Here is a 17416-nt window from a genome sequence, read left to right as displayed (position 1 = left end):
AGTCCCCACCCCTCCCACGCCGCGCCCTGACGCACGGGTCCGCCCCGCGCCCCGTTAGACGCGGAACGGACCCGTGTGGTCACTTACTTGGCGCACTCAACCTTGTCCGCCGTGGACTTCTGGACCCCCTCCGGCGTCGACCCCGCGGTCGAAGTGAGCGGGACGCCGGCTCCCTTGAAGTCCTTGCCCAGGGTCAGCGTCATCGCTGGCAGCCCCTGAGAGTTCTGCACACTCTTCCCCGGCTTCATCGCGGATCCCGAAAGACCCATGATGTCGGCGAGCCGTCGAGCCTGGTCCGCCTGGTCGGGTGCGTACTCGAGGGTCGTCTTCGCGAGCGCCGCCGGAGCGTTGCCCGCGTTCTCTGACTTGAGCACGCCCTCATCATTCTGCAGCCACGTAAGAGTTTCCTGTGCGCTGCCGGCGACGGCCCCTCCGTTGAGGATCCGCACCCGCACCGCGGAGGCGGCGGACTTGGTGCCCTTGAGCCGCGCGGCCACCGCGGCCTTCTCCTTCGCCGCCTGCTGCTTGACCGCGGTGAAGGAGGTGTCGCTCTTGATCAGCGAGAAGACCTGCGGGGCGGTCGTGTTGTTGAGCACGACCGTCACCGGGGTCTTCTCCGCCGGGTTGTCGACGACCGGCACGGTGGTGAAGGTCAGGTTCTTCGGGTTGAGCTTGCCCAGTTCCAGACCGAGGTCCTTCAGCTTGCCGATGGAGTCGAGGTTGTCGTCGACGGTCAGCGCCTTGGTGCCGGCCTCGGCCAGCTTCAGCATCTTCGTGGGGTTGGTGAGCGTGGAGTTGGACTTCAGCTTCCGCATCAGCGCGCTGAGGAACTGCTGCTGGAGCGTGATCCGGCTCAGGTCACCGCCGAAGCCGACCGAGTGCCGGGTCCGCACGAAGGCCAGCGCCTGCTCGCCCGAGAGATTGTGCGTGCCCTTGGACAGCTTCAGGTGCGAGTCGGAGTCGTCGATGTCCTTGGCCAGACAGACCTCGACCCCGCCGACCGCGTCGGTCAGCGACTTCACGGCGTTGAAGTCGGCCACCATGAAGTCGTCGGGCTGGATCCCGGTCAGCTCGGTGACCGTCCGCACCGTGCAGCTCGCCGTACGGCCGTCCTGGCCGAGGCTGGTGTTGAAGCGGACGCTCGTCGTGCCCGGGATGACCTTGGACGTGCCGTCCGACTGGGCCGTCTGACAGTCCGGGACGTCGGTGATCAGGTCCCGGGGGATGCTCAGCGCGGTCGCGTTCGAGCGGTCCTTGGACACGTGCAGCAGGATCGTCGTGTCCGCGTGGCCGACGCTGCCGGCGTCGCCGTAGCCCTCGTTGCCCGCGCCCGTGCGCTTGTCGGTGCCGATCACCAGCAGGTTGATGGCCTTGCCCTTGCTGAAGCCACCGGTGCTCGCGCCGTCGTCGGAGACGGCCGTGATGTTGTCGTTGAGGTGCTTGATGTAGAGGTATCCGGCCGCGGAGACGGCGACCAGCACGAAGGCCAGACCACCGCCGGTCCACATCAGGATCTTCTTGCCCTTGGCCTTCTTCTTCACCGGTCGGCGGCCGCGCCGCCCCGGTGGTTCCTCGGGCACACCCCGCCGTCTGCGCGGCGCCGGCACCTCGGGCCCCGGGCTCCTCGGGACCGTCTCCCGCTCCGGCGCCGCCACACTGCGGTTCTGCGCAGTGGCTCTACGGGGCCCCGGCACCGCTGACTGCGGTGTGGAAGGAGTCAGTCGCAGTTCGTATTCACCAGTGTTCGGATTGAGTACCCACTGGTCTGCGGGGTCGATGTTGTCCGCCCGCCCACGGCCTTGCGCGTCCACGGTTTACCGAATCCTCCGTCGGGGCCACGCGGCGCCTTCCCCCTGCAGGCGCTCGGGTCTCGTTCATCCGATGCGCAAGCACACAGCACACCGGATCGCTCACACTATCCGTCCAGTTGAGCGGCAAGTGACTGCCGTGACAAATTCCACGTCCCTACAACCGGTCAATCCGTCCTATTTTTCGGAACAAAAGTTCGCCGACTTGGTGATCGCTTTACCCGCAGGTGTCCTCGGCGGCCGTGTTCCCACGAAACGTGGGCGCGGGCGTGGCCTCACCAACAGGTGCCTTATTGCGGCCGTTTGTCCCTGAATCCCGTGGAACTTCCTTCGTCACCGCCACGGTCGCGTCCGCCCGGAGCCGGGCGAACAGCTTTTCGGCCTCGGGCTCCACCAACTGGTCGCGATTCGCGTTGTAGATGTACGACTCCCGCGGAACGGTGAGGAATTGCACATGTTCGGTGGGGATGTTCCGCAGTCCGCGCACCAGTTCGTACAAACCGCGCAGATTCGCCAATTCCGGATCGGTCGTCAGCGACGAGGTGGCCGCGTCCAGCACGGGATACAGCTTCACCGGATTGAACAGCACGTCGTCGCTCCGCACCTTGTTGACGAGCGCCCCCAGGAACCCCTGCTGGCGGTCCATCCGGTCGGTGTCGCTGCCGTTCCCCAGCGACTTCCGCGCCCGCACATACCCCAGCGCCTGCTCCCCGTCGAGCGTCACGCGCCCCGCGGGCAGCGCCAACTTGGCGGCTTTGTCGCGAATGGGAGCTTTAAGGCAAACCTGCACCCCATCAACAGCGTCGACCATGTCCTTGAACCCATGAAAGTCGACGACCATGTGATGGTCGATCCGCACGTTCGTCAGCTTCTCCACGGTCCGGATCGTGCACCCCGAACCCCCCACCTGGAACGCGTAGTTGAACATCGCGAACATCGGCTCGCTCCGCGTCCCGTCCGGCCGCAGACACCCCGGCACGTCCACCATCAGGTCCCGCGGCAACGACACGGCGGTGGCGCTGCGCCGGTCGGCCGCCAGATGCAACAGGATCGTCGTGTCCGACCGCTCGGTCCCCGAGTCCCGCCCGTACTCGGCGTTCCCGTCCCCGGACCGCGAGTCGGACCCGATGAGCAGAATGTTCTGCGCCCCCTTCACGAGGGCGGTGGGCCGCTCCTTCTCGTACCGGGCGAGCTCCGCGGCGGCGGCGTTGTCGGGCGTGATGTTCGAGTCCAGCTTCGCGTAGACGGCCCACCCGACCCCGGCGGCCCCCACGACGACCACGGCGACCCCGACCCCCACTCCCCGCACCCACCGTCGACGCCGCCGCCGTACGAGCCCCGCCCCGGACGCGGAGACCCCCGCACCCGGCCCGAGAACGCCTCCTGCGGTGTCGTCGACGAACACGTGCGGTTCCACCCCTCATGGCGAAGTGCGAGCGTGTGGTTCTGCGTCGGCTTCTGCTCTACGACCATGGCGTGGATGGGGTGGGGGAGGCGGGCGTTGCTGACCCATTCGGGTGACTGGTGCTTTTCGCTTTCAGGGGCGCGGGGCTGTATCGATGTGCGGCTCCGCCGCGTGGGCGCGACCAGCCCCCACCGGCCCCGCACCCGCCGAACAACCTTCGCCACCCCCCTCAGAGGCGCGAAACAGTCACCCGCTCACTCTCGACCCGCTTGGCCAGAGAAGCCTCGCTCAGTTGATCAAGATTCCGGCACAACACCACAGACCCCCCGGAGGCGAGCGGCCCGTACAACCCCGCGCTCAACCCGTCCCACGTGTCGTACGACAACCCGGACAACACCCGAGCCCCCGCACCCCCGTCCGCAAGAGCCCGCTCGACAACCTCCGCCCCCGTGAACGAAACCCTGGCCACGGTCAACGCGGCCGCCCCCGGGTCAACCGCCGAGAACGCCACAAACCGATCCCCTTGGCTGGGCACCTCAACGGCATAGTCGACAAACCCGGCCGGCGTCTGCGGAAACCGCCCCCCGAGCGGCCGCAAGGCAAGGGCAACCCGCTCCCCGCCACAGGCCCGAGCCGCTTCCAAGGACTCGGGCCCACTCACGACCAGGTCGGCAGCCCCGGCGTCGCCCCCCACGTCCGCGACCACCCCCACGGACGAACAGGCCAGCAGCCACACCGCCGTCTGCCAGTGCGCCGGCAGCAACACCGCGACCCGGTCACCGGGCCCCGCCCCGAGATCCCCCTGAAGCAGATTCGCGGTCTTGGCCACCCAATTGGCGAAGGTGGCCACGGACAATTCGACACGTTCCCCCGTGGCGTCGTCGTAGAAGGTCACCAGGGGGCGGCCGGGATCCGCGGCGAGCGCGGAACGCAGCAGGTCGGCAGGGGTGCGATCGGTGGCGTTCACCCGCGCAAGCGTACGCGGGCCCGCACCACCGCACGCCCCCGCGCCAACCACCGGACCACCGGTTCGGACGAACCGCAGCCGACGGTCCGTCAATTCCCGGATAGACAGATATGTATGACTATGTCCAGGATCAGGGGCATGCGTGGATTCCTTGCTTCCTCGATCGGCGTCACCTGCGCGGCCGCACTGGCCCTCCCGCTCACCCTGCCCGCGGCCGCGGCGCCCGCACCCGCACCGGCGGCGCAGCCGGCGAGCGGCGCGAGATCCGCGTCGACGACCGCCGAACCAGCCCTCCCCGGCAGCACCGAGTCGCTGCCCCTGGCCCCCCGTACCCGCGACCGCACCCTGGGTGCGGCCCCCGAACAGGGCCTCACCCGGGACGACGTCCACCGCTTCTCCCTGGTCGGCGTCACCTGGTCCGACCCCGACACCGAACTGCGCGGCCAGGTCCAGGTCCGCACCCGCGCCACCGGCACCGGCGAGTGGTCCGGCTGGCAGGACGTCGACACCCACAACGAGGACCACGGCGCCGACCCCGGCACCGCCGAGCGCGACTCGGGCCACGTCCACGGCTCCACGGCCCCGCTGTGGGTGGGCGACTCGGACGGAGTGGACGTACGGGTAAAAGCGGACACGGCGGTGACGAGGACCGTACAGAACCGGTCGCCGCTCCCCACCGGCCTGCACCTGGAACTGGTGGACCCCGGCGCGGAACCCCCGCCCGCGGGCGCCCGACCGACCACGAACCGCGCCGCCACCCCTCTCGCCGCCACCGAGCTCCCGGCGCTGAGCAAGCAGGCCACGGAACGGGAGCTGGTCGCCCTGCGCGGCAAGGCGCAGCCGTACATCGGACCGCGCCCGCGCATCGTCACCCGGCACGGCTGGGGCGCCGACGAGAAGCTGCGGGAGAAGGGGTTCGTGTACACGAAGAAGGTCAAGGCGGCCTTCGTGCACCACACCGCCACCGGCAACAACTACCGCTGCTCGCAAGCGCCTTCAGTCATTCGCGGTATCTACCGCTACCACGTCGAGAGCAGTGGCTGGCGTGACATCGGCTACAACTTCCTCGTCGACAAGTGCGGAACCATCTACGAGGGCCGCGCCGGGGGAGTGACGAAGGCGGTCATGGGCGCCCACACCCTCGGTTTCAACACCAACAGCATGGGGATCGCGGTCCTCGGAACCTTCGGCAGCGCCAAACCGTCCGCGGCGGCGGTGACCGCCATCGCCAGGCTCACCGCGTGGAAGCTCGGGCTCTACGGGGTCAATCCGCGCGGCAAGACATACCTGAAGTCCGGTGGTGGCAATCTCTACCGAAAGGGAAAGAACGTACGACTCAACGTGATCTCCGGCCATCGGGACGGGTTCGCCACGGAATGCCCAGGACGGCAGCTCTACGGCAAGCTCGGCTCGGCCCGCTCCACGTCGGCCCGTTTCCAGGGCCGCTGAGGGACCGGGTCGACAGGGGGGCCGCGGTCTGCACACACTGGCCGGCCGAGTCGACACCTCGGCCGGTCCCGGCAGGAAGCAGAGACGACAGGTGACAGAAGCGATCCTCCTGGTCGGCGGCAAGGGCACCCGGCTCCGCCCGCTCACGGTGCACACCCCGAAGCCGATGGTCAGGGCGGCGGGGGTGCCGTTCCTCACGCATCAACTGGCGAGAGCGAGAGCGGCGGGCGTGGACCACATCGTCCTGGCCACTTCCTATCTGGCGGAGGTGTTCGAACCGCACTTCGGCGACGGTTCCTCCCTCGGCCTCCACATCGAGTACGTCACGGAGGACGAGCCCCTCGGCACGGGCGGCGCGATCCGCAACGTGGCCGCACGCCTCCACTCCGGCCCCGACGACCCGGTCCTCATCTTCAACGGCGACATCCTCACGGGCCTGAACATCAGGGCGTTGGTGGACACCCACGAGACGACGGGCGCGGACGTCTCCCTCCACCTCACGAAGGTCACGGACCCCCGCGCCTACGGCCTGGTCCCCACGGACGGGACGGGCCGCGTCCTGGCCTTCCTGGAGAAGCCCCAGACCCCCGAGGAGATCGTCACCGACCAGATCAACGCGGGCGCGTACGTCTTCCGCCGCTCGGTCATCGACACGATCCCGGCGGGCCGCCCGGTCTCGGTGGAACGGGAAACCTTCCCCGGCCTCCTGGCCGCGGGCGCCCACCTCCAGGGCCTGGTGGACTCGACGTACTGGCTGGACCTCGGCACCCCCGCCGCCTTCGTCCGCGGCTCGGCGGACCTCGTCCTGGGCCGCGCCCCGTCCCCCGCGATCCCCGGCCGCTGCGGCGACCGCCTGGTCCTCCCCACGGCCCGGGTCGCCCCCGACGCCAAACTGACGGGCGGCACGGTGGTGGGCGAGGGCGCGTTCGTCGCGGAGGGGGCGCGGGTCTTCGGCTCGACGATCCTCCCCGGCGCGATCATCGAACCGGGCGCCGTCATCACCGACTCCCTCATCGGCACCCGAGCCCGAGTGGGCGAACGCTCCGTCCTCACCGGCACGGTCATCGGCGACGGCGCGATCATCGGCGCCGACAACGAACTCCGGGACGGCATGCGGGTGTGGTGCGATGCGCGGATTCCGGCGGGGGCGGTGCGGTTCTCGTCGGATCAGTAGAGGGGGCGTGCCTGGGAAAGGGGGTGCCCGGGTGGGTGACTTCTCGACCGGCCGAGTCGGGTTGGTGGGTCACTTCTAGGCCTACCGAGACGGGTGGTGGGCGGGCATAGGTTCGGGGGTCTGGGGGCGGAGCCCCCAGGGACGCCCGCCCCCACCGGCTCACAACTTCCCGATGTCCCCGCGAGGCATCTTCGGCGCCCGCCGCGCCGGCGTCCTCCCGCTCAGCAGAATCAACCGAGCCGCCCGATGCCGCTGCCCCGCATACGGCTCCAGCAACGACAACATCACCGAGTCGTCCGCATCCCGGTCCCCGGCCAGCGCGAACCCCACGATCCCCGGCAGATGCAGATCCCCCACGGTCACCGCGTCCGCCGCCCCATGACTCCGCTGCACGGTCTCCGCGGACGTCCACACCCCCACCCCCGGCACGACCTCCAACCGAGCCCGCGCATCCTCCGCCGACATGGACACAGCCTGCTCCAGCCGCGCAGCGACCCGTACGGCACGCAGAATCGTCGAGGCCCGCTTGTCGTCGACCCCGGCCCGGTGCCACTCCCACGAGGGAATCAGCGCCCAAGCCCGAGGCGCCGGCATCACCCACATCCGCCCGCCCACAGGCCCGGGCGCGGGCACCCCGAACTTCCGCACCAACAACCGCCAGGCCCGATACGCCTCGTCGGTCGTCACCTTCTGCTCCAGCACCGAGGGAATCAACGACTCCAGCACCAGCCCGGTCCGCGTGAGCCGCAACCCCGGCCGCCGATGCTGAGCGACAGCGACAAGCCGATGCCGAGGCACGAACGCGTCCGGGTCGTCGGCGGCCCCGAGCATCTCGGGCAACCGCTCCAACAGCCAGTCCCCGCCCGGCCCCCAGGCCTCCCCGCGCACCTCACTCCCGTGAGCGGACACCCGCAAGGTCCCCGGCCCCACAGGCGTAAGACTGGCCCGCCACACAGACCCATCCGCAGTCGCCCGAAACGTGGGATCCCCGGGCCCCCGCCGCAACGGCCCAAGCACCAGCCCGAGATCAAGCACCCCGTCCGGCACCCAGGTCCGCACCCGCCCCCCTTCGCCGACCTGCCGAGGCACACCGCCGGGTACGGCGACATGCCCACCCCGCACGGTCGTACGAGTGGGCCGAGGAGCAAAACGTCCGGCCACAGTGAGATCCAGGGGTGAGGTGAGAGGCCTGAGAGTCCTACGAGCCTAGGTGGTATCGCCCTTCAGGGGCGCGGGGCTGTGTCAATTTGCGGCTCCGCCGCGTGGGCGCGCTCAGCCACAGACGACCCGTACCCGCGAACGAGACGAGCCCCAACGGCGCTTCACCGCACCTCGATAAACGCCCCCGCATCCCGCTCAGCCCGAGCGGCAGGCGACGCCGCCGCATGACCCACAGCCACCGCCCCCATCGGATCCCACCCCTCCGGCAACCCCAACACCCCCCGCACGACATCCCGGCAGAACATCGTCGAAGACACCCACGCCGACCCCAACCGCTCCCCGGCAAGCGCCACCAGAAAGTTCTGCACACCCGCCCCCGCGGCCACCACGAACATCTCCCGCTCCGCCCCGTCCCGCCGAGCGTCCCCATACGTGTGCGCCCCGTCCATGACGAGACACGGCACCACGAGATACGGCGCCCCGCGCAACACGTCCCCGCGCCGCACCCGCTTCGCGATGGACTCCTCCGACTTCCCGTCCCGCCGCAGATCGGAGATCCACGCGTCGCGCATCGCATCCAGCAACGCCCCCCGCGACTCGGCCGACTCCAGGAGCACGAACCGCCACGGCGTCGTGTGATGCGGCGCCGGCGCGGTCACCGCAGCGGCCACGGCCCGCCGTACGGCACCGGGGTCCACCGGCTCGTCCGTGAAGGCCCGCACCGTACGACGCTGGGTCACCGCCTCCCGTACCGCCTCCGACGTCCCCAGCCGGAACATGTCGTCGCGCCCGCCCCGCACCATGGCCCGCGCCCCCGTCCCGTCGTCCTCGGAGGTCACGACGTGCGGCAGCCCCCGCACCACCGCGACCGGCAACCCCGCGGCCTTGCCCTTCACCAGATCACCGGCGGCGGCCAGCTCGTCCGCCGTCGCCACGACCGTCGCGCTGAGCGGATTGCCGTACGCGTCCGTGCCCCCGCGCAGATCGTCCAGTACGTGTACGCCCGCGGCGCCGATCGCGACGTCCGTGAGCCCCGTGCGCCAGGGCCGCCCGAAGGTGTCGGTGACGACGACGCCGACGTGGACGCCGAGCGCGTCCCGCAGCCCGTCGCGGATCACGCGCGCGGACGCGTCCGGGTCCTCGGGCAGCAACAGCACTGTCCCGGCAGGGGTGTTGGAGGCGTCGACCCCGGCGGCGGCCATGATCAGCCCCTGCCGGTTCTCCACGATCCGCAGGGCGCCGCGCCGCGCCACGACCCGTACGGTCTCGGCGTCGATCGCGGCCTCCCGGTCGGTCGCCTCGACGACGCGTCCCTCCGCCTTGGACACGATCTTCGAGGTGACGAGGAGCACGTCCCCGTCGACGAGCCCGGGCTCGGCCGCCGCGATCAGCTTGGCGAGGTCGTCCCCGGCCGCGACCTCCGGCATCCCGGGCACGGCCCAGACCCGGTAACCCTCCACAGGTGGCACCTCGCTCACGCCGCCCGCACCTCCTCCGCCAACGCCAGCGCCTCCCGCGCCATCCGCGCGGTCGCCTCGGTGTCGGTCATCATCAGCGGTACGGCCCGGCAGCGGATGCCGGCCGCCTCGACATCGGCCACGGCGGCCGCGTCCACGGTGTCGACGAGCCAGCCGTCGAGGAGTCCCGAGCCGTAGTGCTCGGCCACCGCCGTGGCCGTGGACTCCACGCCCACCGCCGCGAGCACCTTGTCGGCCATCCCGCGCACGGGCGCGTCCCCGACGATGGGGGAGAGGCCGACCACGGGCACTCCGGCCTCGGCGATCGCCTCCCGGATGCCGGGCACGGCGAGGATGGTGCCGACGGAGACGACCGGGTTGGACGGCGGGAAGAGGATGACGTCCGCCTCGGCGATGGCCTCCAGGACCCCGGGCGCGGGCTTGGCCTGCTCGGCCCCGACCGGCACGACCGCCTCGGCGGCGACCGACGCGCGCAGCCGTACCCAGTACTCCTGGAAGTGGATCACCTTGCGCTCGCCGTCCACCTCGACGGCGACATGCGTCTCGACGCGGTCGTCCGTCATGGGGATGAGCCGTACTCCCGGCTGCCAGCGGTCGCACAGCGCCTCGGTGACCGCGCTCAGCGGGAAGCCGGCGCCGATCATCTGCGTCCGCACGATGTGCGTGGCGAAGTCCCGGTCGCCGAGCCCGAACCACTCCGGTCCGACGCCGTACGCCCCGAGCTCCTCCTTGAGATGGAAGGTCTCGTCGGCACGGCCCCAGCCCTGCTCCTCGTTGATGCCGCCGCCGAGCGTGTACATCACCGTGTCGAGGTCCGGGCAGACCTTCAGCCCGAAGAGGTGGATGTCGTCCCCCGTGTTGCCGATCACCGTGATGTCCGCGTCCGGCACGGCCTGCTTGAGACCGCGCAGGAACCGGGCACCACCGATACCGCCTGCCAGAACCACAATGCGCATGGGGACAAGTCTTGCAGGCGGGTGTGACAACGCGGCAGGCAGTCGTCGCATCGAGGCCCGGACGGCCACCGCACCGAGGGCTGGACGGCCTTCCGCGTCGACCGGTTCCGATCAGGCAGTCACGACATCGACCGGTTCCGACCCGGTGCGCCGCGCGCACGCCGTGTGCATCGGCATCTCGGTCAGGCCGGGGAAGTAGACGTGCAGGCTTATGGCCGGTTCGAGGGTGTCGTTGACGACCTCGTGGACGTACCCCGGCGCGAACACCCGCTGCGCACCCGCCCCCAACGCGCGCGTGCCCCGCTCGGTGCGCTCGGTCAGCGTGCCGTCCAGGACGGTCAGCACACCGGAGGAGCGGCCGTGGTCGTGCAGCCCGCTGCCCTGTCCGGGCACCCAGGACAGCAGCCACACCTCGTAGCCGGGGCCGGTGCGCAGCCGGTGGTACCAGCGGGTCGTCGCGTCGTACTCGACGAGGTGCTCCCACTGGGCGCGGTCGGCCGCGACGGAGCGCGCCAGGCCGACGAACTCGGCGACGGTGGCCGGGTGTTCGCGCGGGGGCTGGAGCAGGTGCGGGACTTCGAGGATGTCGCCGGCGATCTGGAGGTCGTTGTCGCTGTTCATGAGGGTGCGGTGGTTCCTCGGCGTAAGAAGTAACGGCGGGGGCTGGGTGTCACCAAACAGATGTGCAGGCGGGCCGGAGCGCGTGGGGCTCAACAGCCGGAACAGCAACAACAGCTACAGCGAGCGTGGGCAGCACCGAGGGACCCGGCGGTGCGGGTCGAGGTGAGTGCCGAGTTCGCGAGCATGCCCACAAGGACAGCGGTTCACACCCGCACTGTCAACTCGACGCCCGGTATGTGGGACATGTTTCACCTCATCCGGTTCATCTCCGAGGTGAAAGGTTTGTTCAGGTGCCTACCGGGACACATGGCGCACAACCGGGCGCACAAACCCCAGTGGAACGAGATCGAACTCCTGGGCGTCCTCCCCCGTACAGGCACCGTCCCGGGGTAGGAGGCCCTCGATGGGTCTCCTCTGCTTGTCAAGGTTTATGCCGATTTGAACACTTTCCGCTAGCCCTTGGTTCCGCAGAGTGAATAAGGGGCCCAATAGCAGATCTCGGCTTGACTCGCCCGGAGCAGCACACTTGTAATTTCACTCGTGTCGTTCAGCCGACATCGGTAACGGCCACATCACGGGGACGCGAAAGACAGACGAGGGGCGCACATGACCGAGCTGGTGCAGCAACTGCTGGTCGACGACGCGGACGAGGAACTCGGCTGGCAGGAGCGCGCGCTGTGCGCCCAGACCGACCCCGAGTCCTTCTTCCCCGAGAAGGGCGGCTCCACCCGCGAGGCCAAGAAGGTCTGCCTCGCCTGTGAGGTCCGCTCCGAATGCCTCGAATACGCCCTCGCCAACGACGAACGCTTCGGCATCTGGGGCGGCCTCTCCGAGCGGGAACGCCGCCGCCTCAAGAAGGCCGCCGTCTGAACCGGACGGCACACCCGGGGACCCGCCTGGGGACATCTCCTGGGATCCACCTCGGGATCAGTCTCGGAACGTACTGAACGGCCCGTCGCAGCAGGGTTATCCACAGGCGGCGGGCCGTCGCCGCCCGCCCGTCGCCCGACCACCACCCCTCATCGAGGCGCTCCGCGCCGCCCCTTCTGGTTCTGCCGATAGTGTGGGCGCTCGTCCGAGACGTACCGCTGTCCCCTCGGGACGCGCGCGTCCACCGCAGTCCACCGAACCGGGGCCCGTACCTCGATGTCCGTGCACAGCCACACGGCAGCCCAACACGACGCTGCCACTCCTGAGTTCCCGCGTCACGTGGTGACCGCGGTGCTCGTCTCCCACGACGGCGCCCGCTGGCTGCCCGACGCGCTCGCCGGGCTGCTCGGCCAGGAGCGCCCTGTGCAGAGCGTCATGGCCGCCGACACCGGCAGCGCGGACGACTCCGCCCAGCTCGTCACCGACGCCCTCGGCGCCGACCGCGTGCTCCACCTCGCCCGGCGCACCGGCTTCGGCCAGGCCGTCGAGGAGGCCAACCGCACCGCACCCCTGCTGACCCCGGACGAGCTGCCGTACCTGAAGCGCCCCAGCGGCTGGGACCCCGTCACGCGCACGTGGCGCGACGACGCCTACGACATGCCGGAACTTCCGCACGGCGAGCCCGTCCAGTGGCTGTGGCTGCTGCACGACGACTCCGCCCCGGAACCGGACGCCCTGGCGCAACTGCTGCGGGTCGTGGACCAGGAGTACGAACTGGGCCGCGAGGACGTGGCCGTCGTAGGCCCCAAGCTGCGCGGCTGGTACGACCGGCGGCAGTTGCTGGAGGTCGGCGTCACCATCGCCCACTCCGGCCGCCGCTGGACCGGCCTCGACCGCCGCGAACAGGACCAGGGCCAGCACGACCACGTACGGCCCGTGCTGTCCGTGTCCACCGCCGGCATGCTGATCCGGCGCGACATCTTCGACGAACTCGGCGGCTTCGACCGCCGGCTGCCCCTGATGCGGGACGACGTCGACCTGTGCTGGCGCGCCACCGCCGCCGGCCACCGCGTCCTGGTCGCCCCCGAGGCGGTCGTACGGCACGCCGAGGCGGCCTCGCGCGAGCGCCGCGCCGTCGACTGCGCGGGCCGCACCGTCGCCTCCCCGCACAAGGTCGACAAGGCCGGCGCCGTCTACACCCTGCTCGTCAACAGCCGTACGGCCGTGCTGCCCTGGGTCCTCTTCAGGGTCGTCGTCGGCACCCTGCTGCGGACCGTCGCCAACCTCGTCGGCAAGGTCCCCGGACAGGCCCTGGACGAGATCCGCGGCCTCCTGGGGACCCTGTTGCGCCCCGAGCGGATCCTCGCCGGACGGCGCAGGCGCGGCGGCGCGCAGATCGACAAGGCCGAGCTGCGGCCCCTGTTCCCGCCGCCCGGCGCGACCGTACGGGCCACCTTCGAACAGGCGGCGGCCAGCTTCGTCGACACCTCCGACCCCGAGATCACCTCCGGAGCCGGCCGGCACGGCGGCGCGGTCGAGTCCGGACCCGGCGGCGACGACGCGGACTTCCTGGAGATCGAGCAGTTCGCGCGCGTGAAGCGCATCGCCCGCAAGCCGGGCCCGGTGCTGTTCCTGGTGCTGCTGCTCGTCTCGCTCGTCGCCTGCCGCGGGCTGCTCGGCAGCGGCGCGCTCACGGGCGGCGCACTGCTGCCCGCCCCGGGCGACTCCGGCGAGCTGTGGTCCCGCTTCCTGGACTCCTGGCACCCGGTGGGCGTCGGCGGCACCCCCTCGGCGCCGCCGTACCTCGCGCTCGTCGCGATGCTCTCCTCGCTGCTCTTCGGCTCGACCGGCCTCGCGGTCACGGTCCTGCTGGTCGCCTCGGTCCCGCTGGCCGGTTTCACCGCCTACTTCGCGTCCCGCCCCCTCGTCGAGTCCCGCCTGCTGCGTGCGTGGGCGGCCGTCGTCTACGCCTTCCTGCCCGCCGCCACCGGCGCCCTCGCGGGCGGCCGCATCGGCACCGCCGTACTCGCCGTACTGCTCCCGCTGATGGCCCGCGCGGGCATCGCCGCCAGCGGCCTGACGCACTCCTCGGGCGCCCGCGGCAGTTGGCGCGCCACCTGGGCGTACGCCCTGCTGCTGACGATCGCCACGGCCTTCACGCCGATCATCTGGCCCATCACGCTGCTCCTGGGCATCGCGCTGCTGGCCGTGCGCCGCGGCGACCTCGTCGCCTACGGACCGCGCTTCCTGGCCCAGTACGGCACTCCGCTGCTGATCCTGGCGCCCTGGTCGCTGACCCTGCTCCCGTTCGGCTTCTTCCAGCAGGCCGGCCTGGAGTACGGCTCCGGGGCCGCGACCCCCCTCGACCTCCTCGGCGCCAGCCCGGGCGGCCCCGGCACGGTCAGCGGCCTGATGCTCATCGGCATCGTGCTGGCCGCGCTCGCCGGCCTGCTGCGCGGCGAGCGTCAGTTCGGCATCTGGACGGCCTGGGGCGTCGCCCTGGTGGGCCTCGTCTTCGCCGCCCTGTCCAACAGCTCCACCTGGGCGGGCCCCGCGACCCTCGTCTACGGCCTCGCCCTCCTCGCCGCCGCCGCGCTCGGCGCCGACGGGGCACGCGCGCGTGTGGCCGAGCAGAGCTTCGGCTGGCGCCAGCCGGTGGCCGTGCTGATCGCCTTCGCCTCGGCCGCGGGCCCGCTGCTCGTCGCCGCCGGCTGGATGATCCGCGGCGCCGACGGCCCCCTGGAGCGCCACGACCCGACCCAGGTGCCCGCGTTCGTCGCCGAGGAGAGCGGCACCCAGGACCAGGCCCGCACCCTCGTCCTCGACAGCGACTCCACCGCCCACGTCGGCTACATGCTGGTGCGCGGCTCCGGCGCCCGCATGGGAGACGGCGAATTCGCGGCCGCGGACGGCGAGAACACCAAGCTCGACAAGGTCGTCGCCAACCTCGTCGCCGGTTCAGGCGCCGACCAGGCCGACGAACTCGGCGGCTTCGCCGTGCGCTACGTCCTCGTCCACAAGGGCGCCCCCCGCGAGGTCAGCCGCATCCTGGACGCCACCCCCGGCCTCAGCCGCCTCAGCCAGGCCGACGGCAGCGCCCTGTGGCGGGTCGACGCGCAGGTCTCCCGCGCGGCCGTCGTCGCCGGCACCGCCGCCCCGACGCCGGTCGCCGCCGGACCCGTCGACATCCACACCACGATCCCGTCCGGCGCCACCGGCCGCGTGCTGCGCCTGGCCGACTCGGCCGCCGCGGGCTGGACGGCCACCCTGGACGGCAAGCCGCTCACCCGCACCACGGTCGACGGCTGGGCCCAGGGCTTCGAACTGCCTTCCTCCGGCGGCAAGTTGGACGTCACCTACGACGACCCGATCGGGCACACCGCGTGGCTGTGGACCCAGGGCGCCCTCGCCCTCGTCCTCGTCGTGCTCGCCCTCCCGGGCCGCCGCCGTGACGTCGACGACGACCTCCCCGAGGAGGAGCTGATCCCCGCCCAGGCGGTCGCGGGCGAGGGCCGCCGGGCCCGCCGCCTGCGCGCCCAGGCGGAGGCCGAGTCCACCGACGAGACGGACGACCCGGCGGACACCGGCCAGTTCGACGCCTTCGCGACGAACACCACACCTCCTCCGGAGGAGGAGGCCGTAGCCGCGATCCCGCAGCAGCAGTCCTACGGCGAGTGGGACACCGCGAGCTACGCGGGCGCCGAGTACGGCACCTACGGCGGCGAGCAGTACCAGGCCAACGAGCAGTACCCGCCCGGTACTTACGACCAGTCGTACCAGGCGGACCCCTACCAGGGCGGCCAGTACGACCCGTACGCCTACGGCGGCCAGAACCCGGCACCGGCCTACGACCCGACGTACGACCAGGGCTACGACCAGAGCCAGGGACAGAGCCAGGGGCAGAACCAGGGCTACGACCCGAACTACGACCCCGCCTACGACCCGACGTACGACCCGGCCCAGCAGCAGCAACCGAACGGCAATGAGCGCCCCGACGGGAGCCAGCAGTGAACCGCACCACCCTGTCCTTCCTCGCCGGTGTGGTCGCGCTCGGCGCCGTCACCGGGTTCGCCGAGATGAAGGCACCGGCCACGTCCGGCGCCGGCACCGCCAAGGCGGCCGCCCAACTGCCCGTGGAGCGCACCAGCCTGCTCTGCCCGGCGCCCAGCACCTCCGACCTCGCCGACACGTCGTACACGTCCTTCACGCCCGTCACGCCCGGCACGGACGACAGCGGCAAGGCCGAACTCCAGTCCGTCACCGAGGAGTCGGGCGACGGCACGGCCGGCAAGAAGAAGCCCGCCAAGCCGGTCCTGGAACCCAAGAACCCCGGCACCCCGGCCACCGGCGACAGTTCCGGCGCAGACTCGCCCGCGCTGCTCGGCACCGCCGAGGGCAAGTACGCGCCCGGCTGGACCGTCCAGGAGACCACCGAGGTCGCCGCGGGCAACGGACGCGGCCTCCAGGGCGTCAACTGCACCGCCCCGGACACCGAGTTCTGGTTCCCGGGCGCCAGCACCGCCGCCGGCCGCACCGACTACGTGCACCTCACCAACCCGGACGACTCCGCCGCCGTCGTCGACATCGAGCTCTACGGCAAGGACGGCGACCTCAAGTCGACGGTGGGGGAGGGCATCACGGTCGAGCCGCACGCCAGCGAGCCGATCCTGCTGTCCACGCTCACCGACGACCAGGAGACCGACCTGACCGTGCACGTGACCGTGCGCAGCGGCCGGGTCGGCGCGTCCGTGCAGGCCCTCGACGCCAAGCTCGGCGGCGACTGGCTGGCCGCGTCCACGGACCCGGCGGGCAGCCTGGTCATGCCGGGCATCCCGAAGGACGCCACCTCCGTGCGGCTGATCGCCTTCACGCCGGGCGACTCGGACGCCGACCTGAAGGTGCGGCTCTCCTCGCCCACCGGGTCGATCACGCCGGCCGGGCACGAGACCGTGCACGTCAAGGCGGGCATGACGGTCGGCGTCGACCTGGGCGACGTCACGCGCGGCGACCCGGGCTCCCTGGTCCTGACGCCGACCGACCAGTCCGTGCCGATCGTCGCCGCGCTGAAGGTCGTACGGGGCAAGGGCAGCAAGCAGGAGACGGCGTTCATCCCGGCGACGAGCGCGGTGGGCACGCGCGCGACGTCCGCCGACAACAGCGCCAAGGGCTCCACCCTGTCCCTGGTCGCGCCCACCCGCACCGCGACGGTCAAGGTCACCGCGTCCGCGGGCAGCGGCGGCGGTACGCCCGTCTCAAAGACGTACACGATCAAGGCCGGCACCACCGAGGACGTCGAACTCCCGGTCCCCGGCGGCCTGAAGGGCACCTACGCGCTGACGGTCGAACCGCAGTCGGGCGGCCCGGTGTACGCGGCCCGCACCCTGTCGGCGACCGAGGAGGGCGTACCGGGCTTCACGATCCAGACGCTGCCCGACGACCGGGGAACGGTGTCGGTGCCCGAGACGGACGAGGACCTGTCGGTCCTCCAGAAGTAGCAGTCGACACCGGCACGCGCGCGGGGAGGGTG

The 17416-nt window shown here is 71.3% G+C and carries 12 protein-coding genes; 5 read left to right on the top strand and 7 right to left on the bottom strand.

The annotated features are described in order from the left end of the window. Nucleotides 1–83: 83 nt before the first annotated feature. The 3 genes from OG223_RS21500 to OG223_RS21490 form a co-directional block, all read right to left on the bottom strand. On the bottom strand, nt 84–1811 hold the full coding sequence (locus tag OG223_RS21500; RefSeq protein ID WP_329250975.1) for an LCP family protein: 1728 nt from the start codon (nt 1809–1811) through the stop codon (nt 84–86). Nucleotides 1812–2025: 214 nt separating this feature from the next. After that, complete coding sequence (locus OG223_RS21495) at nt 2026–3213, bottom strand: LCP family protein (RefSeq protein ID WP_329250972.1); 1188 nt, start codon at nt 3211–3213, stop codon at nt 2026–2028. A gap of 229 nt (nt 3214–3442) precedes the next feature. Continuing rightward, nucleotides 3443–4180 (bottom strand): TIGR03089 family protein, encoded by a 738-nt coding sequence (locus OG223_RS21490; protein WP_329250969.1) that lies wholly within the window; start codon nt 4178–4180, stop codon nt 3443–3445. 138 nt (nt 4181–4318) lie between these two features. Here OG223_RS21490 and OG223_RS21485 point away from each other — a divergent pair, with 138 nt between their 5' ends. Together OG223_RS21485 and OG223_RS21480 are read left to right on the top strand one after the other, a co-directional pair. Next, nucleotides 4319–5629 (top strand): peptidoglycan recognition protein family protein, encoded by a 1311-nt coding sequence (locus OG223_RS21485; protein WP_329250967.1) that lies wholly within the window; start codon nt 4319–4321, stop codon nt 5627–5629. A gap of 91 nt (nt 5630–5720) precedes the next feature. Next, entirely contained in the window at nt 5721–6803 is a 1083-nt protein-coding gene (locus OG223_RS21480) for an NDP-sugar synthase (protein ID WP_329250965.1), read from the top strand. Between the two features lie 159 nt (nt 6804–6962). On the opposite strand, the gene OG223_RS21475 is transcribed toward OG223_RS21480, so the two are convergent. The 4 genes from OG223_RS21475 to OG223_RS21460 form a co-directional block, all read right to left on the bottom strand. After that, a complete protein-coding gene (locus tag OG223_RS21475) occupies nt 6963–7964 on the bottom strand; it encodes a DNA-3-methyladenine glycosylase family protein (protein ID WP_329250963.1) in 1002 nt (333 codons plus the stop codon). 161 nt (nt 7965–8125) lie between these two features. Then, nucleotides 8126–9442: a coenzyme F420-0:L-glutamate ligase gene (locus OG223_RS21470; protein ID WP_329250960.1), complete on the bottom strand. Its 1317-nt coding sequence runs from the start codon at nt 9440–9442 to the stop codon at nt 8126–8128. After that, nucleotides 9439–10398 (bottom strand): 2-phospho-L-lactate transferase, encoded by a 960-nt coding sequence (gene cofD / locus OG223_RS21465; RefSeq protein WP_329250957.1) that lies wholly within the window; start codon nt 10396–10398, stop codon nt 9439–9441. Before cofD ends, OG223_RS21470 begins: the two co-directional genes overlap by 4 nt. Before the next feature lie 111 nt (nt 10399–10509). Then, nucleotides 10510–11019: a cysteine dioxygenase gene (locus OG223_RS21460; protein WP_329250954.1), complete on the bottom strand. Its 510-nt coding sequence runs from the start codon at nt 11017–11019 to the stop codon at nt 10510–10512. A 606-nt stretch (nt 11020–11625) separates the two neighbouring features. On the opposite strand from OG223_RS21460, the gene OG223_RS21455 reads away from it, so the two are divergent. The 3 genes from OG223_RS21455 (at nt 11626) to OG223_RS21445 (ending at nt 17384) form a co-directional block, all read left to right on the top strand. Continuing rightward, nucleotides 11626–11889, top strand: a complete 264-nt coding sequence (locus OG223_RS21455; RefSeq protein WP_003975777.1) for a WhiB family transcriptional regulator — start codon at nt 11626–11628, stop codon at nt 11887–11889. A 276-nt stretch (nt 11890–12165) separates the two neighbouring features. Then, the gene (locus OG223_RS21450; protein WP_329250951.1) at nt 12166–15900 is read left to right on the top strand and encodes a glycosyltransferase; all 3735 of its coding nucleotides are present in this window, start codon (nt 12166–12168) and stop codon (nt 15898–15900) included. Continuing rightward, nucleotides 15897–17384 (top strand): DUF5719 family protein, encoded by a 1488-nt coding sequence (locus OG223_RS21445; protein WP_329250948.1) that lies wholly within the window; start codon nt 15897–15899, stop codon nt 17382–17384. The genes OG223_RS21450 and OG223_RS21445 overlap by 4 nt, the downstream gene beginning before the upstream one ends. The last annotated feature ends 32 nt before the right edge of the window (nt 17385–17416 follow it).

The organism is Streptomyces sp. NBC_01478, assembly GCF_036227225.1.
Taxonomy (GTDB): domain Bacteria; phylum Actinomycetota; class Actinomycetes; order Streptomycetales; family Streptomycetaceae; genus Streptomyces.
This window is presented reverse-complemented; position numbering and strand designations above follow the sequence as displayed.